Source organism: Cupriavidus basilensis (assembly GCF_029335485.1).
GTDB classification, from domain to species: Bacteria; Pseudomonadota; Gammaproteobacteria; order Burkholderiales; family Burkholderiaceae; genus Cupriavidus; species Cupriavidus basilensis_E.
The window spans coordinates 1-23,079 of record NZ_JARJLM010000095.1 but is presented as its reverse complement, the minus strand read 5'-3'; the positions used below and the strand labels follow the sequence as shown (position 1 = coordinate 23,079).

Annotated in this window: 19 protein-coding genes and 1 tRNA gene; 11 read left to right on the top strand and 9 right to left on the bottom strand. The window is 64.8% G+C overall.

The window, feature by feature from the left end; genetic code table 11:
* Positions 1-364: 364 nt before the first annotated feature.
* The 8 genes from P3W85_RS05695 to P3W85_RS05660 all read right to left on the bottom strand — a co-directional run bounded on the left by P3W85_RS05695 (position 365) and on the right by P3W85_RS05660 (position 6,929).
* Complete coding sequence (locus P3W85_RS05695) at positions 365-916, bottom strand: hypothetical protein (RefSeq protein WP_276264050.1); 552 nt, start codon at positions 914-916, stop codon at positions 365-367.
* Positions 913-1,530, bottom strand: a complete 618-nt coding sequence (locus tag P3W85_RS05690; RefSeq protein WP_276264049.1) for a hypothetical protein — start codon at positions 1,528-1,530, stop codon at positions 913-915. Before P3W85_RS05690 ends, P3W85_RS05695 begins: the two co-directional genes overlap by 4 nt.
* Positions 1,527-2,099 (bottom strand): PAAR domain-containing protein, encoded by a 573-nt coding sequence (locus P3W85_RS05685; RefSeq protein ID WP_276264048.1) that lies wholly within the window; start codon positions 2,097-2,099, stop codon positions 1,527-1,529. Before P3W85_RS05685 ends, P3W85_RS05690 begins: the two co-directional genes overlap by 4 nt.
* Before the next feature lie 485 nt (positions 2,100-2,584).
* Positions 2,585-2,660, bottom strand: a tRNA-Met gene (locus tag P3W85_RS05680).
* A gap of 123 nt (positions 2,661-2,783) precedes the next feature.
* Complete coding sequence (locus P3W85_RS05675) at positions 2,784-3,536, bottom strand: RES family NAD+ phosphorylase (protein WP_276264047.1); 753 nt, start codon at positions 3,534-3,536, stop codon at positions 2,784-2,786.
* Positions 3,496-3,885, bottom strand: a complete 390-nt coding sequence (locus P3W85_RS05670) for an MbcA/ParS/Xre antitoxin family protein (protein WP_017231104.1) — start codon at positions 3,883-3,885, stop codon at positions 3,496-3,498. The genes P3W85_RS05675 and P3W85_RS05670 overlap by 41 nt, the downstream gene beginning before the upstream one ends.
* 322 nt (positions 3,886-4,207) lie before the next feature.
* Positions 4,208-5,890, bottom strand: coding sequence for a 2,3-epoxybenzoyl-CoA dihydrolase (gene boxC / locus P3W85_RS05665; RefSeq protein ID WP_017231105.1), 1,683 nt, complete (start codon positions 5,888-5,890; stop codon positions 4,208-4,210).
* A 100-nt stretch (positions 5,891-5,990) separates the two neighbouring features.
* Positions 5,991-6,929: a helix-turn-helix transcriptional regulator gene (locus P3W85_RS05660; protein ID WP_276264046.1), complete on the bottom strand. Its 939-nt coding sequence runs from the start codon at positions 6,927-6,929 to the stop codon at positions 5,991-5,993.
* Between the two features lie 240 nt (positions 6,930-7,169).
* Between P3W85_RS05660 and P3W85_RS05655 the strand changes: the two genes are divergently transcribed.
* The 8 genes from P3W85_RS05655 to P3W85_RS05620 all read left to right on the top strand — a co-directional run bounded on the left by P3W85_RS05655 (position 7,170) and on the right by P3W85_RS05620 (position 16,793).
* On the top strand, positions 7,170-8,870 hold the full coding sequence (locus P3W85_RS05655; RefSeq protein WP_276264045.1) for a benzoate-CoA ligase family protein: 1,701 nt from the start codon (positions 7,170-7,172) through the stop codon (positions 8,868-8,870).
* Between the two features lie 29 nt (positions 8,871-8,899).
* A complete protein-coding gene (locus tag P3W85_RS05650) occupies positions 8,900-9,715 on the top strand; it encodes an alpha/beta fold hydrolase (RefSeq protein WP_276264044.1) in 816 nt (271 codons plus the stop codon).
* A 145-nt stretch (positions 9,716-9,860) separates the two neighbouring features.
* Positions 9,861-11,042 carry an ABC transporter substrate-binding protein gene (locus tag P3W85_RS05645; protein ID WP_276264043.1) on the top strand — a complete coding sequence of 394 codons (1,182 nt, stop codon included), beginning with the start codon at positions 9,861-9,863 and terminating at the stop codon, positions 11,040-11,042.
* 122 nt (positions 11,043-11,164) lie between these two features.
* The gene (locus tag P3W85_RS05640; protein ID WP_017231108.1) at positions 11,165-12,031 is read left to right on the top strand and encodes a branched-chain amino acid ABC transporter permease; all 867 of its coding nucleotides are present in this window, start codon (positions 11,165-11,167) and stop codon (positions 12,029-12,031) included.
* A 4-nt stretch (positions 12,032-12,035) separates the two neighbouring features.
* On the top strand, positions 12,036-13,061 hold the full coding sequence (locus P3W85_RS05635) for a branched-chain amino acid ABC transporter permease (protein WP_276264042.1): 1,026 nt from the start codon (positions 12,036-12,038) through the stop codon (positions 13,059-13,061).
* Complete coding sequence (locus P3W85_RS05630) at positions 13,058-13,879, top strand: ABC transporter ATP-binding protein (RefSeq protein ID WP_017224800.1); 822 nt, start codon at positions 13,058-13,060, stop codon at positions 13,877-13,879. The genes P3W85_RS05635 and P3W85_RS05630 overlap by 4 nt, the downstream gene beginning before the upstream one ends.
* Entirely contained in the window at positions 13,879-14,592 is a 714-nt protein-coding gene (locus tag P3W85_RS05625) for an ABC transporter ATP-binding protein (protein ID WP_430869500.1), read from the top strand. The genes P3W85_RS05630 and P3W85_RS05625 overlap by 1 nt, the downstream gene beginning before the upstream one ends.
* A 302-nt stretch (positions 14,593-14,894) precedes the next feature.
* Complete coding sequence (locus P3W85_RS05620) at positions 14,895-16,793, top strand: potassium transporter Kup (RefSeq protein WP_276264040.1); 1,899 nt, start codon at positions 14,895-14,897, stop codon at positions 16,791-16,793.
* A gap of 297 nt (positions 16,794-17,090) precedes the next feature.
* Here the strand turns inward: P3W85_RS05620 and P3W85_RS05615 are convergent, their stop codons facing one another.
* A complete protein-coding gene (locus P3W85_RS05615) occupies positions 17,091-19,460 on the bottom strand; it encodes a Tex family protein (protein WP_276264039.1) in 2,370 nt (789 codons plus the stop codon).
* Between the two features lie 178 nt (positions 19,461-19,638).
* On the opposite strand from P3W85_RS05615, the gene P3W85_RS05610 reads away from it, so the two are divergent.
* The 3 genes from P3W85_RS05610 (at position 19,639) to P3W85_RS05600 (ending at position 23,050) form a co-directional block, all read left to right on the top strand.
* Complete coding sequence (locus P3W85_RS05610; protein ID WP_017225936.1) at positions 19,639-20,469, top strand: hypothetical protein; 831 nt, start codon at positions 19,639-19,641, stop codon at positions 20,467-20,469.
* Between the two features lie 140 nt (positions 20,470-20,609).
* On the top strand, positions 20,610-20,813 hold the full coding sequence (locus tag P3W85_RS05605) for a DUF465 domain-containing protein (RefSeq protein ID WP_017225935.1): 204 nt from the start codon (positions 20,610-20,612) through the stop codon (positions 20,811-20,813).
* 80 nt (positions 20,814-20,893) lie between these two features.
* Positions 20,894-23,050 (top strand): ATP-dependent DNA helicase, encoded by a 2,157-nt coding sequence (locus tag P3W85_RS05600; RefSeq protein ID WP_276264051.1) that lies wholly within the window; start codon positions 20,894-20,896, stop codon positions 23,048-23,050.
* Positions 23,051-23,079: the final 29 nt, after the last annotated feature.

Genomic DNA, 23,079 nt, shown 5'->3' with positions numbered 1-23,079 from the left:
CCATCAGGGCTGCCGTAGCCGTCAGGGTTTCTGGGAGGGCGTGAGTTGCCCGACTGCAACGGTGGCATGGCACGCAGCAAAAATAGTCGATGGCTCGTGCGCATTAAGGGCTGTCCGTCGAAACCGCTTAGCCGTGCACGCTATAGTCCTCGCGCAGGATCTGCATAGCGATGCCCTATAAGGCGAGTATGGCGACAGCGCGAAGCGCTGCAATCGCCCCCAGATATCGCCGCGCCGCCGGATTGGCAATCTGCATGTGGCGGCAAGCCCGACAGTCCCAGCAAGCCCGTCGAATAGCAATACTGCGACAGGGCCATGGAAGACGTCATTCTTGGTTGGAGCCGCGATCAAGTAGTAGAGCACCCTATTTTTGAGAGATGTTTTCGTCAGTTTCTTGCTTAATCTGCCGAATATCACGGACGGAGAAGGAATAGTTGAGCGCTGCCGATCTTCGCGAGCTGGAAGGGATTCGGGAGATGTAGGCCATTCTGATATTCTGGAATGTTCCGCTGCGGCCGATGCCATCAAAATCTGACGATATGCAATAATAATCGTTGTTGTTGTGATGTATGATCCCGAAATCTGCTTTGCTCGCATTAATTTTTTCAGGACTGGCCCCTTCGATTCCTTTTGCTTTTGATAAGGGGGTGGCATGTTTTCCGAAAATTATCAGATCGCTTTTGCCTGCGCGCGTTGCATAGCCGACACGCAGCCCCCTATAGTCATAAGTATATGTGGAGTAACCGCGTTGGGGATCATCGTTAATCGTTGCTACGCCATCGATTTTATCAATGCGCAACGATGGGTGAATGGCGTCAAATATCAAGCAACTCTCAACAACGGGGGCGGGAGGGGCTTGTGCATATGTGGTGGCAGGTAATGCGAAGAAGAGTAAAAAATAAAATCGCTGTTTCACTTGTACTCCTTCGCGCCGGTGGTGCGCATGTAATCAGTGTTGTGTTTCCAGAAAATTGTTCCTCCATGTGCCGCCGTGGAGTCATAGATGTGATCGTGTCGATCGACCTCTTCCGTTTTTGTGATTAGCTTTCCGTTTATTTTTTTCTTCGTTGTTTTTGTTTTTATTACTAGCTTAATGGATTCATCAATGCCATAAATATTATGGTCTGAGTTGGTGAATTTTATTCCGTGTCTAACTTTGAAATGTTTTTTGTAGTTCGATCGTATATCGGCGCCATCCCAGAAATATGCGCCGTTGGAGTAGTCAATTCCTCCTGACAGCGCATTTTTTGCCGCTTTTACGGCATTCGCCATGGCGGCGTTCTTCTCAATGTGAGCTTCGCTAGATTTCATCAGCTTCGCATAGCGCTCGTTACCGTCGCTGACAACGAAAGAAAATGTCCTTTCCTTGGTCGTAAAACTGGCTAGGGTGCTGTAACCGCGAGCTTTCATTTGCCGAAGCATCACGCTTGCAAGTGCCGCCATTTCCTCGTAGACATCCTCGGTTGAAGACTCTCCGTAGGCGATTGCTGCGAGCAAGCGTGTTTCTGGATTCAAGGTTTCCTTCGTCACGGACGGACCTCCCCGCTCTTATCCAGCCACATAACAAGGCTGACGCGACTGTCGTGATTAAAGGCAATAGTCCGACCTTCAGAAAATATTGCCTTTCTTGCAATCTGCTGGCCATTGGAAAACAGGTCGTACAAGTAGCCGGCAACCGGTGCTCCCGTCTCGCCATCCACAAGCTCAAAGAATTGCTCGATGATTTCCCCATCCTCTGCGATATCGCCATCATCCCCTGAGAATCCGCTTGAGCTATACGGGTGGCCCATACTGCTACCGCTCCCAGCCATATCGTCGCACCATGTATTGCCGGCGAGCAGAGCTATGATCCTTGGGGGCGTAGAGCACTTGCAGAGCACAATATCGCCGTCAGCTGCTGTCTCGCCCATGAAGTTCAATCGGCGTGGTCCCCCGGACTTCGCAATGGTGCCGGTACTTTTGCAGGCCGCGCAGTAAGCTTGGCCGCCGATCAGTGCTGCCTGGTGACCATTGCCAATTGTGAACGGCTGCCCGGAGTACGGTAGGATGTTTCCCCCGCGTTCGAGCTCGTCTCCTACGCATGCCACTCTGCGCATCATGGCCGGTCACCCAGTGCTAGGGTTGGCGTCTTGTATTTCATACGTTCTCCCAGGAATTGATTGATGTGCGCGATGGCGCATCTACTTTTTAGCGGGAGAAGGTGCGGGGTGGTAGCAGGTAATTCTGGATCTTCAGAAGAAATTTCCCAATGAGGGCCCGATGGAAATATGGACGACGTGTCGAGCGTCCTCAATGGCCATAGAAGGGGAAAAGCCGACGCGAGGGGTCCGGGATTGACGTGACGAGCGTGCTATGACAAAGGCAGAACTACGCCGTCTATGTGGCGTGGTGGAGGGGCGGGCGAGGTGCGCGGGATGCTCGCGCAAGAAGCGGGAGGAATCGATACGTCCTGGAGTCGCACCTGTAAGTGCACCGAACCCTTCGCGACCGCCAAATGCAAAAATCCCGCGTGTAGCGGGCTTTTTGCATTTTCCAACCGTCTTTCGGCGTGCCAACGATTGGATTCAATAGCGTCTTCGGCGTTTGGTTGCGGGGGCAGGACTTGAACCTGCGACCTTCGGGTTATGAGCCCGACGAGCTGCCAACTGCTCCACCCCGCGTCCGTCGAAGAAAGAGATTATAGGACAAATCCTTTTGCATTGCAACACCCGATTGCGCCGGGCGTTCAGGGAGCGCAAGAACTTGCCCCGATAAAGAATTCGACAGCAATCGCAAGCCGGCGTTCAGCCTTTGCCGGCGGCTTCCATGGTGCGTTGCCACAGGCCGGCCGCGAACTGGAAGCTGTCGCGCTGCAGCAGGTCGTCGCGCTGCCAGATGACGCGGTCAGGGCGCACCGTCAGCATCCAGGTGGTGGTGACGAGCGGCTTGGGTTCGGCGAAGGCGTGGGGTGCCAGCAGCGCGGCGCAAGGACCATGCTGCGGATCGCGCACCGAGGTGTAGCGGATCATGCCAAGGCCGGCCTCGCGTGCCACGCGCGCCAGCGCCTGGCAGGCATCGTAGCGGTCGGGGTCGGTCCACTGCGCTGCGTCTTCCACGAAAGGAGGGGCGTCGAGCGCGATGCCTTCGGTGCGCACGCTGACCTGGAACAGCGTATGGGGCCGGGCGTCGATACGCGGTAACGCCGGGCTGTCGCGCAGGAAGCGCCAGCGCCAGTAGCCCAGTTCGGCACAGGCGGTACGGATGTCGTCCGCGCCATAGAACACCCCCGGATCCTGCTCGCCGCGAAAGCGCGAACCCCATGGCGAGGGCGGATAGCGGAACGGCGTGAACAGCAGATAGTGGAGATGGCGCGCCTCTGCGGGCACGGCGGGCTTGCCGGCGTCGAGCACGGCTTCCAGCACGGCCTGTTCTTCCAGGCTGTCGACCAGCGGCATGGTCGAGACAACGTGCTGCGCCTCGACCGCGCGCCAGAGCGTGAGCGCGAACGGCCTGCGCTCAGACGCGACCGCGGGTGGCATCCAGATAGTGAACGACACGTACCAGGCCCTCTGTTGTGCGGATCAGGTCGAGCGGCTTGCCGCCCAACGCCAGGTTTTCATTGGCCAGCCAGAGGCGGGCCTGGTCGCTGTGCCCGAGGATGGCATCGAGCGAGCGGAAGAGCCGCACGAACAGCACGCCGAATTCCCATTCCTTGCGATGGGCGTCGAGCACATAGCCCCCCGATGCCATGCGGGAGACGGAGGCAGTGCTGATACCCAGCACGCTGGCGACGCCTGCCTGGCTGATGCCAAGGAAGCCAGCGGCACGCATCACCGCCTTGGTGAGAGTGGTGCCGGGGTCTGGGCTGCCGGCAGGAAGATGCTCGGGGACTTGCCTGGTTTGCATCGCCTTGCTCCTGTTTCTTGAGAAACATTATAGGCGGTTCGTTTCGTAAGGGAAGCACTAAACAACACCGTCTCCATATTGTTTGGTGGCTTCGCCCGCGGCAAGTTCTCCGGCGTGGGGGAGGGCGTATTTCTTTTCCTTTCTCGCGCCTGGGGCGCGCCTGCCTGGTCCAGGCGCGTTCAGCGGCTCTCGATATGCAGCCGGCCTTCCGCCTTCATGGCGGCTCGCAGCGCGTTCCACGACAGTCCGGCATCCTGACGTGATCGAAGTGCGTCCGGCCAGAGGGATCGACCGATACCGCGGTGCGCAGGTAGACCTCGTCTCAGACGCGGTCCCAGTCGAAGCGGGCCTTGTTGCCCGAGCCGAATACCTTGAGCGCCCCTTGTTCCCCGGCCGCGTTCGGCCGGTTGAAGATCCAGTTCTGCCACGCCGTGAGGCGGCCGAAGATGCGGGTCTCCATGGTCTCCACCGGCCCGAAGCGCAGGTTGGCTTCGAGCCCGGTGAGGGCGTCCGGCGACAGGCTGGCGCGCTCTTCGGTGGCGATGCGGATCTCGTCGTCCCAGTCGATATCGTCCGGCGTTGCGGTGACCAGGCCCAGCGAGGCGGCACTGAGGGCATCGAGCGGCGCGCCGGCGTGGCTCTGCACGGCATCGATCGCGGCTTGGTCCTGGTAGAAGCGCGCAGCCAGCCGCGTCAGCCCATTGGCCATGGGGTAGCGGCCGAAGTTGGCCACGCTGGCGAACAGGCGCGGGGCGTCGTCCGGCGCATCGGGCAGGTGCAGCATATAGCTGCGGTCGGCGGCCAGCGCCAGTTCCAGCAGGGTGCCGGCAAAGCAGGAGTCCGGCTCGATCAGGGCAAACAACGAGCGCGAGGAAACCTCCAGGCGTGCCAGCGTGCGGCGCAGCATGCCGATGGTCTCGCGCACGAACCAGTGGCTGGCGTGCGCGTCGAGCAGGGCGTCACAGGCCAGCACGTGCTGCGGATTGCCCTCGGTCTTCAGAATCCAGATGCCGGTGTCGAGATGATTCGCGCGCAGGGTAAGGATGGCGTCGTCGAGTTCGCGCGCCATCTTCAGCGGCCACCATTCGGCGCCGGCGGCGAGCATCGCGGGCAGTGCCTGCGGCTGCTGCTTGCCCGGGCCGAACACCGTCAGCGTGGCCTTGCGGGCATTCTGGTCCAGGTGCACCTGCACGGTGTCATAGCGGTAGCCGTGCGCATCCTGGCTACGCGACAGTGGCGTGAGCTTGACGCCTGGCTGGTCCGCGGGGCGGTCGCTGCCTGCCGCCAGCGCAAGGGCGCGTTCCTGCACGTGTTCGGCGAAGCGGGCCGGCTTGACCACCTCGTCGACCAGTTTCCAGTCGCGCGCCCGCTGGCCGCGCACGCCCTCGGTGGTGGTGCAGAAGATGTCGGCATGGTCGCGCCGCACCCGGCGCTTGTCGGTGATGCGGGTCAGGCCGCCCGTGCCTGGCAGTACGCCGAGCAGCGGCACTTCGGGCAGGCTGACGGCAGAGGAGCGGTCGTCGACCAGCACGATCTCGTCGCAAGCCAGCGCCAGCTCGTAGCCGCCGCCGGCGGTGGTGCCGTTGCAGGCCGCGATGAACTTGAGGCCGGAGTGGCGGCTGGCGTCCTCGATGCCATTGCGGGTTTCGTTGGTGAATTTGCAAAAATTCACCTTCCACGCATGGGACGACTGGCCGAGCATGAAGATGTTGGCACCGGAGCAGAAGATGCGTTCCTTCGCGCTGGTGAGGATGACGCTACGCACCTCGGGGTGCTCGAAACGGATGCGCTGCAGCGCATCGTGCAGTTCGATGTCCACGCCGAGGTCGTAGGAGTTCAGCTTGAGCGCGTAGCCGGGGCGCAGCCCACCGGCCTCGTCGACATCCATCGACAGCGTGGCGACGGGGCCGTCGACTGTCAGCTTCCAGTGGCGGTACTGCGCGGGGTCGCGCTCAAAGGTGACGGGGGCCTGCGGGGTACCGGCGGGGACGGCCGTGTCGGACATCGTTGTCTCCTTTGTGCACTATATTTTTAGTCATTTCGCGTGATGAAATATAGTGCGCAAAGCTGGGCGGTGCAATCCTTGCGCGGACCGGCGCCGCCGCTCAGGCGCCGATCACCCGGAGATGGGCGCGCAGGGCCTGCAGGGAGGTGGCGCAATCCTGGCCGCTGGTGTCGATGGTGACGTCGGCGCGCGAATAGAGCGGCGTGCGCGCCAGCAGGATGCGCCGCAAATCGTCCATGGCTTCGCGGTTGCCTTCCATCGGGCGCATGTCGCCCTGCGCCACCACGCGCGCCATATGCTCTTCGGGCGAGGTTTTCACCCATACCGCGTAGCAACGCGCCAGCAGCAGGTTGAAGGTGGCGGGTTCCGACACCAGGCTGCCCGGCGTGGCGAGCACCATGCGCTCGTGCTCGCGCAGTACGCGTTCCAGCGCGCGCATTTCGTAGCGGCGGTAGGCGGCCTGGCCATACAGCGAGTGAATCTCGGCCAGGCTGGCGCCAGCTTCCTGCTCGATGGCACCGTTGAGTTCGACGAAAGGCACCTCCAGCGCCGCGGCCAGCGCGCGTCCGAGCGTGGATTTGCCCGCGCCGCGCAAGCCGATCAGGGTGATGCGGCGGTGGCGCGCATCGTGGGATTCGGACGGCGCCAGGGCATGGCGGCAGGCCTCGCGCACGCGTGCCAGGTCGCTGGCGGGCAGTTGTGCCAGCCACTGCACCAGTTGCGCGAATTCGGACGCTGGCTGGTTGCCCGGGGCATGCTGGTTCTCCATCTCCGCCAGCACCACCGGCAGGGGCACGTCGAGTGCACGCGCTACCTGCCGCAGCAGTAGCACGGAGGCGTTGCCGGTACCCGTTTCCAGGTTGGCGAGATAGCGTTCCGAGACCTCGGCGCCACGCGCCAGGTCCTTGCGCGACATGCCGCGCGCGGCGCGCAGCGAGCGGATGCGCTCGCCCAGTCGCGTCAGGTAGGGGTCGCGCTCGCCGGCGGGGCGGGTGTCGGACGAGTCGGGGGCCAGCAGGGAATCGGGATCGCGGCGCATGGCGGACGGCTTGGGCGGAGAGAAGGACCGGCACGGCCGGATCGGGGTTGCGATTATAAGGGACACAGCGTTTGTGCTATATAGTGCAGCTCTCCGCTTGCATAATATTGAGTATGCAATAAAATGCATCTTCAATATGGATAAGCAAAGCCAATCATAAGAAACCTGACTCCGTTTTCCCCGTGCGACAGCGCGCGAGCGCAGCAGTGCGACCGGGAGGCGGCATCGAGGAGTGGAGACATGACGCCCCCAACAGCGTCGCCGCCTTGGGCGGCGGCCGATGCAAGTTCCACCGTGGACCTGGTCGTGGCGCTGCCGGCAAGGTATAACGCCGCCGCCGACCTGCTGTCGCGCAATCTCGCCGCGGGCCGAGGCGGCAAGGCCGCCTATCTGGACGATGCCGGCACGCTGAGCTTCGCGGAACTGGACCTGCGTTGCCGGCGCTTTGCCGCCGCGCTGCTGGCGGCCGGGCTGCGGCCCGAGGAGCGCCTGCTGCTATGTGCGCTCGATACCATCGACTTTCCAACGGTCTTTCTCGGCTGCCTGCTGGCGGGCGTGGTGCCGGTCGCGGTCAATACGCTGCTGACCGTCGACGACTACGCCTATATGCTGGAGCACAGCGGCGCGCGCGCGGTGGTGGTCTCCGCCTCGCTCGCAGCGGCGATGGGAGACGCTATCGGCAAAGCGGGGACGGGCCCCGTGCTGTTCCTGGCCGCGCCTTATGGCGTGTCCGGCGGCGCGGTCCCGAATGTGGCCGGGATGGCCGGGGAGGGGGCGCCGCTGGCAGGCGCTGCCGCCACCAGCCCGGACGACATCGCGTTCTGGCTCTACTCGTCCGGCTCCACGGGGCGGCCCAAGGGCACCGTGCATACGCATGGCAACCTGTTCCATACAGCCGATCTCTATGCCCGGCAGGTACTGGGCCTGCGCGAAGACGATGTGGTCTTTTCCGCGGCGAAGCTGTTCTTTGCCTATGGACTCGGCAATGCGCTGACCTTTCCGCTCGCGGTTGGCGCCACTACCGTGCTGATGGCCGAGCGTCCCACGCCGCAGGCGGTATTCCAGCGCCTGCGCGAGCGGCGGCCGACCGTCTTCTGCGGCGTGCCCACGCTCTACGCCGGCATGCTGGCCGCGCGCGACCTGCCGGCGCGGCCCGAGGTTGCGCTGCGGATCTGCACCTCGGCGGGAGAGGCGCTGCCCAAGGATATCGGCGACCGGTTCCAGGCGCATTTCGGCTGCGACATCCTCGATGGCATCGGCTCCACTGAGATGCTGCATATCTTCCTCTCCAACCGTCCCGGCGATGTGCGCTACGGCACTACCGGCAAGCCGGTTCCGGGCTATGAGCTGAAGCTGCTGGATGAAGCGGGCCAGCCCTGCGCGCCGGGCGAGATCGGCGATCTCTTTATCAAGGGCCCCAGTGCCGCGCTGATGTACTGGGGCAGCCGCGACAAGAGCCGCGACACCTTCGTCGGAGCATGGACCCGCAGCGGCGACAAGTACCTGCAGGATGCGGATGGCTATTTCATCTACGCGGGACGCAGCGACGACATGCTCAAGGTGGGCGGCATCTATGTCTCGCCCTTCGAGGTCGAAGCCGTGCTGGCGCAGCACCCGGCCGTGCTGGAAGCTGCCGTGATCGGCGCTGCCGATGCCGACGGGCTGGTCAAGCCCAAGGCCTTCGTTGTGCCGCGCCCCGGCCACGCCTGGCACGCAGGCATGGCGGCCGAGCTGCAGGCCTTCGTCAAGTCGCGGCTGGCGCCGTACAAGTATCCGCGCCAGATCGAGTGCCTGGCTGAATTGCCGAAGACGGCCACCGGCAAGATACAGCGTTACCGCCTGCGGCAGCGCGAGGAGGCGGCACGTGCGGCGCCGGACCCGGCCGCGGACGACGCCGGGATGGCGCCTGGGGCGGCTGCGGCGCCTGCGACATCGGGCTGACGATCATTTACACAGTGGAAGGCAGAAGCATGCATAGCGAGTTGGTTGACATTCCTTTCGACGGCCGCGGTATCCGGGTGGAGGTCCAGTGGCTCAGGCCCGAGCGGGCGGAACGCCCGCTGGTGGTCTTCCTGCATGAAGGGCTCGGCTCGATCAGCCTGTGGCGGGACTATCCCGCGGCGCTCTGCGAGGCCGGCGATTTTCGCGGGCTGGTGCTGTCGCGCTACGGCTATGGCCGCTCCACGCCGCGTCCTGCCGAGGAGAAATGGGGTGTCGACTTCATGCACCGGCAGGCGCGCGAAGCCTTGCCGGCGCTGTTCGACGCGCTAGGGATCGGGCCCGGCCGCAGCCGCGGCATGCCCTGGCTGTTCGGGCACAGCGACGGCGGTTCGATCGCGCTGCTCTACGCGGCCAGCTTCCCGCAGGCGGTCGACGGGATCACCGTACTGGCGCCGCACATCATGGTGGAGGACGTGTCGGTGACCAGCATCCAGGCCACCCGCGAAACCTATCTGCGGACCGATCTGCGCGACAAGCTGGCGCGCCATCACGATGACGTGGATTCCGCCTTCTGGGGCTGGAACGACATCTGGCTCGACCCGGCCTTCCGCGCCTTCGACCTGCGTCCCCTGCTGCCGCAATTGCGCTGCCCGGTGCTGGCGGTGCAAGGCGAGGACGACGAGTACGGCACCATGGCGCAGATCGAGGGTATCCATCGATATGCGCCACAAACCGTCCTGCTTAAACTCGCGCGGTGCGGCCACTCGCCACACCGCGACCAGCCGGGCCCGTTGACGGAGGCAGCGGTCCGGTTTATAACGGCACATACTTCATACCTAAAATAATTTCGCGCCCCCTGCGCGCCAGCCGGAAATTCCGGCGATTCCGGTCATGCGCGATGCCTGCGGTGTCCGGGAACGAGCGGAAATCCCGCGGGCCGGCGACGCAAGCCTGGGCGACGGAAGTCGGCTTGACCACCAGGAGACATCCATGCATCGCTTCACATCGCGCGGGCTCGCCCCCGCTTGCCTTGCCATCGCTGCATCTTTTGCTGTCGCTGCGGGCGCCAGTGCCCAGGGCTCCGGCAAGATCAAGGTCGGCTTCATGCTGCCCTATACGGGCACCTACGCTTCGCTCGGCAACGCCATCGAGAACGGCTTCAGGATGTATGTGCAGGAGCAGGGCGGCAAGCTGGGCGGGCGGGAGATCGAATACTTCAAGGTGGATGACGAGTCCGATCCGGCCAAGGCGCCGGAGAACGCCACCAAGCTGATCAAGCGCGACCAGGTCGACGTGGTGGTGGGCACGGTGCACTCGGGCGTGCAGATGGGCATCGTTAAGGTGGCCAAGGAAAACAATACGCTGCTGATCATTCCCAACGCCGGCGTCGACGAAGCCACGGGTCCGCTGTGCGGCCCCAACATCTTCCGCTCTTCGTTCTCGAACTGGCAGCCCGGCTACGCCATGGGCCACGTACTGGCCGAGCGCGGCATGAAGAAGGTGGTCACGCTGACCTGGAAATACGCGGCGGGCGAACAGTCGGTCAAGGGTTTCAAGGAAGCCTTCGAAGCCAGGGGTGGCAAGGTCGTGAAGGAGCTCAGCCTGCCGTTCCCCAATGTCGAGTTCCAGGCGTTGATCACCGAGGTGGCATCGATCAAGCCCGACGCGGTGTTCGTGTTCTTCGCGGGCGGCGGCGCCGTCAAGTTCGTCAAGGACTGGGCCGCCGCGGGCCTGAAGGACAAGATCCCGCTCTACGCCTCGGGCTTCCTCACCGACGGCACGCTGGAAGCGCAGGGGGCCGCGGCGCAGGGGCTGGAAACCACCTTGCACTATGCCGATGGCCTGGCCAACGCGCGCGACAAGCGCTTCCGCCTCGACTACGCCAAGACCTACAAGCTGCAGCCGGACGTGTATGCGGTGCAGGGCTACGACGCAGCCCAGCTGCTGGCGGCGGGCGCGGGCGCGGTCAAGGGCGACATGAGCCGGAAGGCCGAGGTCATCAAGGCCATGGAAGTGGCCAGGGTGGACAGCCCGCGCGGCGCTTTCACGCTGTCGAAGGCGCACAATCCCGTGCAGGATTTCTACCTGCGCAAGGTCGATGGCCGCGAGAACAAGCCCGGCGGCGTCGCGGTGAAGGCGCTGGCCGACCCGGCGCGCGGTTGCCGCCTCTGACCGGTTGAACGCAGTGGCCCGCCGCCGAGGCGCCGGGCCGGAGCCCGGCCCGCCGTGCCGCGCCCATCCGGGCCGGCAGCGGCAGGGCCGCATACCGCAACCGCGTTGCCGCATGGATATCCATGGATATCGTTTCCTTCTTCATCCAATGCCTTAACAGCATCCAGTATGGCTTGCTGCTCTTCCTCGTGGCGAGCGGACTGACGCTGATCTTCGGCATCATGGGCGTGATCAATCTCGCCCATGGCAGCTTCTATATGCTGGGGGCGTACCTGGCCTTCACGCTGGCCGGGCTGACCGGCAGCCTGCTGATCGCCATTCCGCTTGGCATCGTGCTGGCGGTGGCGTTCGGCTATGTGCTGGAGTGGGTCTTCTTCAGCTATCTCTACCAGCGCGAGCACCTGCAGCAAGTGCTGATGACCTACGGCCTGATCCTGGTGTTCGAGGAGATGCGCAGCATCCTGGTCGACGACGACGTGCACGGCGTGACCGTGCCGGCCATGCTCGACTGGGCGCTGCCGATCGGCAACGACATGACCTATCCGGTCTATCGCCTGTTCATCTCCGCGATCTGCCTGCTGGTAGCGGCGGCGATGTACGTGGTGATACGCCGCACGCGGCTTGGCATGATGATTCGCGCCGGCGCCACCAATCGCGAGATGGTGCAGTCGCTGGGCATCAACGTCACGGTGCTGTATCGCTTCGTGTTTGCGCTGGGCGTGGCCCTGGCGGTGCTTGCCGGCATGATCGCCGCGCCGGTGTCCTCGGTCTATCCCGGCATGGGCAGCCAGGTACTGATCGTGTGCTTCGTGGTGGTGGTGATCGGCGGCATCGGTTCGGTCAAGGGCGCCATGGTGGCGTCCTTGCTGCTGGGCTTTGTCGACACCTTTGGCAAGGTATTCTGGCAGGAGGCCTCCGGCGTGCTGGTCTACCTGCTGATGGCGCTCATCCTGCTCTGGAAACCCCAGGGCTTGTTCAAGGCGGGGTAGGGATATGCCGGGCAATATCAATGCATTGGGCGGCACGCTGCACGCACGCGGCGCTGCCCGGCCCTGGCTGGGCGGCCTGGGCTGGCTGGCGGCCTTCGCGGTGCTGGCGGTGCTGCCGCTGCTGCTGCACGCGGACGGGCACCGATTCTATATAGAGCTGCTCAGCAAGGTCATGATCATGGCCATCTTCGCGCTCTCGCTGCAGCTGCTGATCGGCTATACGGGGCTGGTGAGCCTGGGCCACGCGGCTTACTTCGCCATGGCGGCCTACGCCACCGCGATGATGGCGCCGCAGGCCGGGCCCGGCAACGGCTGGCTGTTGCTGCTCGGCGCGCTCGGCGCGGCGGGGCTGCTGGCCCTGGTGGTGGGTGCGCTGGTACTGCGCACGCGCGGCATCTACTTCATCATGGTGACGCTGGCCTTCGCGCAGATGGTGTATTTCATGTTCCACGACACCAAGATCGCGGGCGGCAGCGACGGCACCTATATCTATTTCCGGCCGGAGTTCGCCTTGTTCGGCGCGCGCCCCTTCGACGTCAACGATGTCGCCCATTTCTACTGGCTGGTGCTTGGCGCGCTGGTGCTGACGGTGGCAGGGCTGGCGCTGGTGCTGCGCTCGCGCTTCGGGCATGCGCTGGTGGGCATCCGGCATAACGAGCAGCGCATGCGGGCGGCTGGCTACGCCACCTACCGCTACCAGCTCGGCGCCTTCGTGGTGGCGGGTATTTTTGCCGGCCTGGCGGGCTACCTTTATGCCGTCCAGTATGGTTTCGTCAATCCGGAAATCGCATCCTGGCACCAGTCCGGCAACGCCATGCTGATGGTGATCCTGGGCGGGGCCGGCAGCCTGGCCGGAGCAGTGCTGGGTGCCTTTTCCTTCGTGCTGCTCGCGGAGTGGTTCAGTTCGCTGACCAAGCACTGGCAGCTCTTGATGGGCGGCTTCGTGATCGTCGCGGTGGCCCTGTTGCCGCATGGGCTGGTCAGCCTGGCGGGCATGGTTTCGCGCCGGCGCCAAGGGGAATCCCGATGAACGCACCTGTCCTGTCGGCCCGCCAGCTGACGCGCCGCTTCGGCGGCCTCACCGCGGTGGGCGAGGTGGACCTCGACCTGGCCTTGCACGAGATCCACGCGGTGATCGGCACCAACGGCGCGGGCAAGTCCACGCTGATCAATATGCTGTCCGGCGAGTTGCCGCCGTCGTCGGGCAAGCTGCAACTGCAGGGCCGCGACGTCACCGGCTGGTCCCAGCCGCGCCTGGCGCGCGAGGGCATTGGCCGCAGCTACCAGCGCAACAATATCTTCCTGCCGCTGACCGTACGCGAAAACTGCCGCCTGGCGGCACAGTCGCGCGCTCAGCTGGCCTGGCGCCTGTGGGAAGGCGCGCAGCGCTGCCGCACCAGCCGCGCGCTGGGCGACGAGGCGCTGGAGTGCGCCGGCCTGGCCGCGTGTGCCGATACCGTGGCAACCGCCTTGTCGCACGGGCAGAAGCGCCAGCTCGAGGTGGCCATGTGCCTGGCCACTCAGCCTACCGTACTGCTGCTGGATGAGCCGCTGGCGGGCATGGGGGCGGAGGAGTCTGCGCGGATGCTTGCCTTGTTGCGCTCGCTGCGGGATGGCCATGCGGTACTGCTGGTCGAGCACGATATGGAGGCTGTCTTCTCGGTCGCCGACCGTATCACGGTGATGGTCAACGGCAGCGTGATTGCGTCCGGCGAACCCGAGGCGATCCGCGTCAACCGGGCGGTCCAGCAAGCCTACCTCGGCGAAGAAGATGGGGAAGCGCACGCGGATGGCGCGGGCGAGCGCCCCCAGGTGGCGCTGCAGGCGCGCAAGGAGCAAGCGGCATGATGGCGGAGGCGATGATTGCGGCAACCGGCGTGCATGCCTGGTATGGCAGCAGCCACATTCTGCGCGGAATCGATTTCAGCGTCGGCTCGGGCGAAACCGTTGGCCTGCTGGGCCGCAACGGCATGGGCAAGAGCACGCTGCTGCGCACCCTGCTGGGTCACGTGCGGCAGCGTCAGGGCCGCATCGAGGCGTGCGGGCGGGACGTATCGCGTGCGCAGCCTTATGAAGTGGCGCGTCTGGGGGTGGCCTACGTGCCGGAGGGCCGCGGGATATTTCCCAACCTTTCCGTGCGCGAGAACCTTGTCATGGCTGCGCGCAAGGGCCCGTCCGGCCGCCTGGACTGGGACGAGGCAAGAGTGCTGGATCTCTTCCCGCGCCTCAAGGAGCGTCTTGGCCACGGCGGACAGCAACTGTCCGGCGGCGAGCAGCAGATGCTGTCGATTGGCCGCGCCCTGATGACGAATCCCGATTGCCTGATCCTGGATGAGGCGACCGAGGGCCTGGCGCCGCGCATCGTCGCCGAGATCTGGCGGGTGGTTGCCACGGTCCGCGCCACCGGCATTGCATCGGTGGTGGTGGATCGCAACTACCGCACGGTGCTGGCCAATGCGGATCGCGTGGTGGTGCTGGAGAAGGGCGTCGTGGTCATGAACGGGCCGGCGGCCGAACTGGTGTCGCAACCGGGTGTGCTGGATCGTTACCTTGGCGTTTGATTGTGATTTAAAAGTCGCAATTCGTGGCCGTGCAGCAACGCTGGACGGGCTGGCGCCATTTTCGATTTGGTGGCTTACCATGCGCAAGCGCTTGACCGGGCGGGACTTCGCTCGCATGCTTGGCGCGTCACCAGCATGAGGCAGGACAGCAGGCAGGATGCTCCCTAGTGGTCGTCACCCGGCACTTCATCTAGAATGGCGCGCGTTTGTGCAATGCAATAGCGGCGCGGTGCCGCTGCGCCATCTCGAGCGCACACGCATGCCGAGGGCGTTGCCCGAGCCCTTCAACCACACCTTTATCCATGACCCAGACCGCAACCAGCCATTATTTCGTCAAGAGTCCCAGCAAACGTGCGTTGGTGATCGGCGCGATCGGCGTCGTCTTTGGCGATATCGGTACCAGCCCGCTGTATGCGCTGAAAGAGTGCTTTAGTACCGAGCATGGCATTCCCTTTAGCGACGCTGCGGTGATGGGCATCATTTCCATGCTGTTCTGGGCGATGATCATCGTGGTGTCGCTCAAGTACGTGATGTTCGTCATGCGTGCCGACAACGACGGCGAGGGCGGTATCCTGGCCCTGATGGCCCTGGCATTGCGCACCGCCGCGCCACGCTCGCGCATGGCCAAGCTGCTGATGATGTTCGGTATTTTCGGCGCCTGCATGTTCTACGGCGACGCGGTGATCACGCCGGCGATATCCGTGCTGTCCGCGGTGGAGGGCCTGGAAATCGCCGCGCCCGGGCTGTCGCACTTCGTCATACCGATCACGCTGGTGATCCTGGTGGCCCTCTTCGTGATCCAGCGCAGCGGCACGGCTGCCGTAGGCAAGCTCTTCGGCCCCATCATGATGCTGTGGTTCGTGGCACTGGGCGTGCTCGGCGTGTATCACATGCTGCATGTGCCTTCGATCCTGATGGCGGTCAGCCCGCACTATGCGATCACGTTCCTGATGGAGCACTCGCTGCAGGCTTTCGTGGTGCTCGGCTCGGTATTCCTGGTCCTGACCGGCGCGGAAGCGCTCTACGCCGACATGGGCCACTTCGGCATCCGTCCGATCCGCATGGGCTGGTTCGCGGTGGTGATGCCGTGCCTGATGCTCAATTATTTCGGCCAGGGAGCCATGCTGCTGCAGAATCCCACCGCGATCAGCAACCCGTTCTATCTGATGGTGCCGGAACCGGTGCTGATACCGATGGTGCTGCTGGCCACCTGCGCGACGGTGATCGCTTCGCAGGCGGTCATCTCGGGCGCTTTCTCGCTGACCAGCCAGGCCATCCAGCTCGGCTTCGTGCCGCGCATGCGCATTCGCTATACCTCCGACGCTGAAATCGGTCAGATCTACCTGCCGGTCATCAACTGGCTCCTGCTGGTGCTGGTGGTCATCGTGGTGGTGGCCTTCAAGAAGTCCGACAACCTGGCGGCTGCCTACGGCATCGCGGTGACCACCACCATGGTGATCACCACCTTCCTGGCCGTGGTGGTCATGCGCAAGGTGTGGAAATGGAACCCGGTGCTGGTGACGCTGATCGGGCTGACGTTCCTGCTGGTCGACCTGGCGTTCTTCTCCGCCAACCTGCTCAAGATCGCCGAGGGCGGCTGGTTCCCGCTGCTCATGGGCGGCACCGCCTTCTTCCTGCTGATGACCTGGCACAGCGGCCGCAAGCTGCTGCGTGCGCGCAGCCTGGAAGACGGTATCCCGCTCGAGCCGTTTATCGCCGGCCTGCTGGCGCATCCCCCGCATCGGGTCGAAGGCACGGCCGTGTTCCTGACCGGCAATACCGAATCGGTGCCGGTCTCGCTGCTGCACAACCTGAAGCACAACCGCGTGCTGCACGAGCGGGTGGTGTTCCTCAGCTTCGTTACCCGCGACGTGCCCTATGTGGACGACGATCATCGCCTCACCTGCAAGGATCTCGGCGGCGGCGTGATCATCCTCAAGTCCGAGTACGGCTTCAAGGAAACGCCGGATGTGCAGCGGGTGCTGGATCTGGCCCAGCGCAAGCTCAATATGCAATTCGAGCTGATGGAGACATCGTTCTTCATCGCGCGCGAGTCCGTGATTCCTTCGAAGCTGCCGGGCATGTCCATGTGGCGGGAAAGCCTGTTCGCCTGGATGCATCAGAATGGCGCCAAGCCTTCCGATTTTTTCCAGATTCCCGCCAACCGGGTCGTGGAACTTGGGACGAAGGTAGAGATTTGAGGGCGATTTGAGGGCAGCTTCGGGCTCTCCGGCTTGAGCCCTGCCTCTTCAGGCTATTCTTGACTTGGCGCCCCTGGGCTACAGAATCGGAGATTCCGTTGATCTTGTAGCCCAGGGGCGTCATTTTTTGATCCGTGGTTTGACGCCCTTGGGCAAAGGCCGGCGGCCGTAGCATGGCGCGCAGCCGCCATAAGGGAAAAAGCCCCCTGCGCGCGAGGCGCAGGGGGCTTTACTTCGATCAGGCCGGCGTGTGCCCATTTGCCGGGCGTGGCGGCCCGGCAAATGGATGCGGAGCGCTTAACGCTTGAGCTTGGCGAACGCCGCCGCCATGGCGCCGGAGGGCTCCGCCTCGCGGCGGCCACCGCCAAAGCCCTTGCCCTGGCCGGGGCGCTGGCCAGGGCCAGGTCGCGGCGCATTGCCACGGTCCGATTGCCCGGCGCGCGCCGGGCCCTGGCCGGGCTCGTCGTCCAGCCGCATGGTCAGGCCGATGCGGTTGCGCTTCACATCCACTTCCATCACCTTGACCTTGACGATCTGGCCGGCCTTGACCGCTTCGTGCGCATCCTTGATGAACTTGGTGGAGAGCGCGGAGATATGGACCAGGCCGTCCTGGTGCACGCCGATATCGACGAAGGCGCCAAAGGCGGCTACGTTCGTGACCACGCCTTCGAGCACCATGCCCGGTTGCAGGTCCTTGATATCTTCCACGCCGTCCTGGAAGGTGGCGGTCTTGAACTCGGGGCGCGGGTCGCGGCCCGGCTTCTCCAGTTCGGAGAGGATGTCGCGCACCGTCGGCAGGCCGAAGGTCTCATCGGTGAAGGTGGCCGGCGACAGGCCGCGCAGGGCGTCGCGGTTGCCCATCACGTCGGGAAGGCCCTTCTTGATGTGGTCGAGGATGCGTTTGACCACCGGATAGGCTTCCGGGTGCACCGAGGAGCGGTCCAGCGGATTGTCGCCATCGTTGATGCGCAGGAAGCCGGCCGCCTGCTCGAAGGTCTTTTCGCCCAGGCGCGGCACCTTCTTCAGCGTGTCGCGGTTGGGGAAGGCGCCGTTGGCGTCGCGGTATTCGACGATGTTGCGGGCGAGCACGGTGTTCAGGCCGGAGACGCGTGCCAGCAGCGGGGCGGAAGCGGTGTTCACGTCCACGCCCACGGCATTCACGCAATCCTCCACCACGGCATCCAGCGCGCGCGCCAGTTCACGCTGGTTGACGTCATGCTGGTACTGCCCCACGCCGATCGACTTCGGATCGATCTTCACCAGTTCGGCCAGCGGATCCTGCAGGCGGCGCGCGATCGAGACCGCGCCACGGATCGATACGTCGAGGTCCGGGAATTCCTTGGCGGCCAGCTCCGAGGCGGAGTAGACCGAGGCGCCCGCTTCGCTGACCACGATCTTGGTCAGTTTGGCTTCGGGCAATGCCTTCATCAGGTCCTGCACCAGCTTGTCGGTTTCGCGGCTGGCGGTACCGTTGCCGATCGAAACCAGCATCACGTTGTGCTGCTTGGCCATGCGGGCCAGCGTGGCGAGCGAGCCATTCCAGTCGCGGCGCGGCTCGTGCGGATAAATGGTGGCGGTGTCGAGCAGCTTGCCGGTGGTATCGACCACGGCCACCTTGCAGCCGGTGCGGATGCCCGGGTCGATGCCCATGACCGACTTGGGACCGGCCGGCGCGGCCAGCAGCAGTTCGTGCAGGTTACGGCCGAACACCTTGATGGCTTCGCTCTCGGCGGTTTCGCGCAGCTGCGTCAGCAGTTCGGTTTCCAGGTGCGGCTGCACCTTGACGCGCCAGCACCAGCGGCACACGTCGGCCAGCCACTTGTCGGCCGGGCGGTTCTGGTTCTGGATGCCGACATGGCGGGCAATCATGCCTTCGCACGGGTGCGGCACCATCGCATCCTGTTCTTCGCCCAGGCCGAGCTTGACCATCAGCACGCCCGCGTTGCGGCCGCGGAACAGCGCCAGCGCGCGGTGCGAGGGGATGGTGCGGATGGTCTCGCTGTATTCGTAGTAGTCGCGGAATTTTTCTTCCTCCGCGCCTTCCTTGCCTTCCATGACCGACGAGCTCACCAGGCCGTTGCTCCACAGGTGCTCGCGCAGCTTGCCGAGCAGCTCGGCGGTCTCGCCAAACTGTTCCGACAGGATGTCCCGCGCACCGTCCAGCGCGGCCTTGACGTCGGGCACGCCGCCTTCGGCGGTGGGATTGCCGTTGACATACCTGGCGGCCTCGGCCTGCGGGTCCAGGGTGGGGTCGGCCAGCAGGGCCTGGGCCAGCGGCTCGAGCCCGCATTCGCGCGCGATCTGGGCACGGGTGCGGCGCTTGGGCTTGTAGGGCAGGTAGAGATCTTCCAGCGTCTGCTTGGTCTCGGCGCCTTCGACAGCCGCGCGCAGTTCGGGCGTCAGCTTGCCCTGTTCCTCGATGGAGGCGAGGATGGTCGCCCGGCGCTCTTCCATCTCGCGCAGGTAGAGCAGGCGCTCTTCCAGGTTACGCAGATGCGTATCGTCCAGGTTGCCGGTCACTTCCTTGCGGTAGCGCGCAATGAACGGCACGGTCGCACCTTCGTCGAGCAGTTCTACGGCCGCAGCCACCTGGCGGGGTTGGACGGAGAGTTCGGCCGCGATGAGCGACACGATCTTTTGCATGACGGAAGCTGGCAGATTGGACATCAGGAAAACAGTCGGTCGAAAGCGGGGCATTTTGCCACAAGCTCGACGCCGCGCGTCGGGCCGGGGCGCGCTTGACTTCCGGCGGCGGTTGGCCGGGGCCGCCGCCAGGCGTTCGTGCCGGCATCATTATGCAGCCGTGCTCCACGGCAAGCGGCAGGGCGGATGTTAGAATCCAATCATGATCGCCAAGCCACATCCGGCCGCCCTTGCGGCCGCGTTATCCGACCGCTTCGCTACCCTGACCAAGGTCCGGGCGGCCCGCCATTTGCCTGCGCAGGCGCGCCATGCGCTGCTGGCTGCCGGCATGGCGGCGTTGCTCATGCCCATGTACGGCCACGCGCAGGCGGCCCCGGGTGCCTCGCAGGTCTCTGCCCAGGCAACTGCGGCGCCGGCGACGCAAGCGCCGCCGCGGGATTTTGCCGCGGAGCGCAAGGCCATCGGCGATTCCCGGGCCTGGACCAACTATCGCTACGGCATGGCGGAGCACGATTGCTATAACAAGTTCTTTGTCACGCACTGCATAGACAAGGCCAAGGACGTGCAACGCGAGGAACTGCAGGTGCTGCGCAAGCGGGAGCTGGAGATCGGTGACGCGGAGCGCGCATTCAAGGCGGCCGAGCGCGACAAGGCACAGGCCATCAAGCGCGCCGAGTACGAATCCGGCCAGCCGGGCCGCGAAGCCAATGAACGGGCCAATCGCGAGAGCTTCGAGCGCAAGCAGCAGGATCAGCAACTGCGCGATGCGCAGCACCAGGCCGACGCGCCGCAGCGGGCCGCCAATGCCGAGGCCTATAACAAGAAACAGGCTGACTTCGACGCCCGCGTCAAGGCGGCGCAGGCACAGGGTGCGCAGCAGGCCGTGCAGCGCCAGGAGAATGTCAAGGCGTTCGAGGCCAAGCAGCGCGATGCCGCGCAGCGGCAAAAAGACCTCGACGAGCGTCGCGCCAAGGCCAAGGAACAGCAGGAGAAGCAGGGGCAGGGGGCGGCGCCGCGCCCCTTCGGTTTCTGAGCGGTGGGAGCCGCGCCCACAGCCGGGGGCAATACCGGCGACAATAGCCGGAACCAGAGCACGCAATGCGCCAGCCAGCGCCAATGTCAAACGCCATACCGGCCCGCCGGCGCCCGCGCCGGCATTGAGCGGGGGAGCCCATGGACTGCAACCTGAACACCTTAGCGCGACAGATCATGGAGTTGCAGATCGAACACCGCGATCTCGATTACCTGATCGACCGCATGGCGGCCGACGCCACGCATGACGAGCTGCAGCTGCGCCGCCTGAAAAAACGCCGCCTCAAGCTCAAGGATGCGATTACCCTGCTCCAGCTTCAGCTCGAGCCGGACGTGCCCGCCTGATTCCCCTTGTCCCGGGCCGCTGCTGAAGCGGCGGCCCGTCATAAAGCCTCGCCTTGTCCGCTTCCGAAGACCTGCCCGCCATGCTCGCGGACCCCGTCATCCCCGATACGCCCGACGTTCCGGCCGCCAGCGGCGCCGGGGCTGCCGGCGCAGCGGCGGCAGCCCATGCCGCCGAACTGGCTACCATCTTCGCCGAGACCGGCACCCTGGCCCAGGCCATCGAGGGCTACCGCCCGCGGGGGGCGCAGGAACGCATGGCCGAAGCGGTGGCCGGGGCGATCGAGCGCAGCGACACAGTCATCGTCGAGGCTGGTACGGGTACCGGCAAGACGTTTGCCTATCTGGTGCCAGCCATGCTGTGGGGTGGCAAGGTCATCCTGTCCACCGGCACCAAGAACCTGCAGGACCAGCTTTTCCTGCGCGATATCCCCACGGTGCGGCGCGCGCTCAATGTGCCGGTATCGGTATCGCTGCTCAAGGGGCGCGCCAACTATCTGTGCCACTACCATCTGGAGCGGGCCGAAGCCCAGGGCCGCCTGGCGTCCCGCCAGGACGCCGCATGGCTGCGCGAGATCGCTCGCTTTGCCAAGGTGACCGCCTCGGGCGACAAGGCCGAACTGGCCTCGGTGCCGGAGAACGCACCGGTATGGCAGCTTGTCACCTCGACCCGCGACAACTGCCTGGGTACCGAATGCCCAAGCTACAAAGAGTGCTTCGTCATGCGCGCGCGCAAGGAGGCGCAGCAGGCCGACATCGTCGTAGTCAACCACCACCTGTTCTTTGCCGATGTGGTGCTGCGCGATACCGGCATGGCCGAGCTGCTGCCGGCGGCGAACACGGTCATCTTCGACGAAGCGCACCAGTTGCCCGAGACGGCAACGCTGTTCTTCGGCGACAGCCTGTCGACCAGCCAGTTGCTGGAGATCGCGCGGGATACCGTGGCCGAAGGCCTGTCCCATGCACGCGACGCCGCCGACTGGGTGCGCATCGCCGCACCGCTGGAGCGCGCCGCGAGGGATTTGCGCCTGGCCTTCACCAAGGACAATGCACGCCTGGCGCTGAGCCAGATCGAGGCGGACCCCCGTATCGGCAAGCCGTTCTTCGAGACGCTCGACGCGCTCGAAAGCGCGCTGTCGGAGTTCGTGGCCTTGCTCGAGAGCCAGGCCGAGCGCGCCGAATCGCTCGAGCAGTGCCATCGCCGCGCAGTGGAACTGGAGCAGCGCCTGGCCGCCTGGCGCAGCGAAGCCAAGGCCATGCCGCAGCCCGCGGCGCCGGACGGCAAGCAGGAGGACGCGCAGGCGCCAGCCGCGGCGCTCGGGCCGGATACGGTGCGCTGGGTCGAAGTGTTCTCCCATACGGTGCAGCTGCATCGCACGCCGTTGTCGATCGCGCCGATTTTCACCCGGCAGCGCGAAGGCCATCCGCGGGCCTGGGTCTTCACCTCGGCCACGCTGTCGGTCAAGGGCAACTTCACCCACTATGCCGCCCAGCTTGGCCTGGACAAGGACAAGTCGCTGACGTTGCCCAGCCCGTTCGACTATGCCACCCAGGGCCTGCTCTATGTGCCGCGCGACTTGCCCGCGCCGCAGTCGCCGCAATTCACCGACGCGGTGGTGCAGACCGCGCTGCCGCTGATCGCGGCGGCCGGTGGCCGGGCCTTCCTGCTCTGTACTACCTTGCGCGCGGTGCAACGCGCATCCGACCTGCTCTACGAAGCCTTTGCCGAGCGCGGCCTGGAACTGCCGCTGCTGGTCCAGGGCCAGGCCAGCCGCACCGAGCTGCTCGATCGCTTCCGCGAGCTCGGCAACGCCGTGCTGGTCGGCAGCCAGAGCTTCTGGGAGGGTGTGGATGTGCGTGGCGAGGCGCTGTCGCTGGTGATCATCGACAAACTGCCGTTTGCTCCGCCCGACGATCCGGTGCTGGCAGCCCGCATGGAAGTCCTGCAGAAGAAGGGGCTGAGCCCGTTTGCCGTGCACCAGCTGCCGCACGCGGTGATCACGCTGAAGCAGGGCGCGGGGCGCCTGATCCGCTCAGAGACGGACCGCGGCGTGCTGGTGATCTGCGATACCCGGCTGGTGGAAAAGCCCTACGGCCGCCAGATCTGGCAAAGCCTGCCGCCTTTCAAACGTACCCGCGAGGCCGGGACCGTGATTCATTTCCTGGAATCGCTGCGCGATGGCGAGGATCCTGTCACGCCGGCGGCGGACGAGGCGGGGGACGGCTCGCAACCCGGTTGAGTGCGGTAACTGCCACAAAAAAGCCCGAT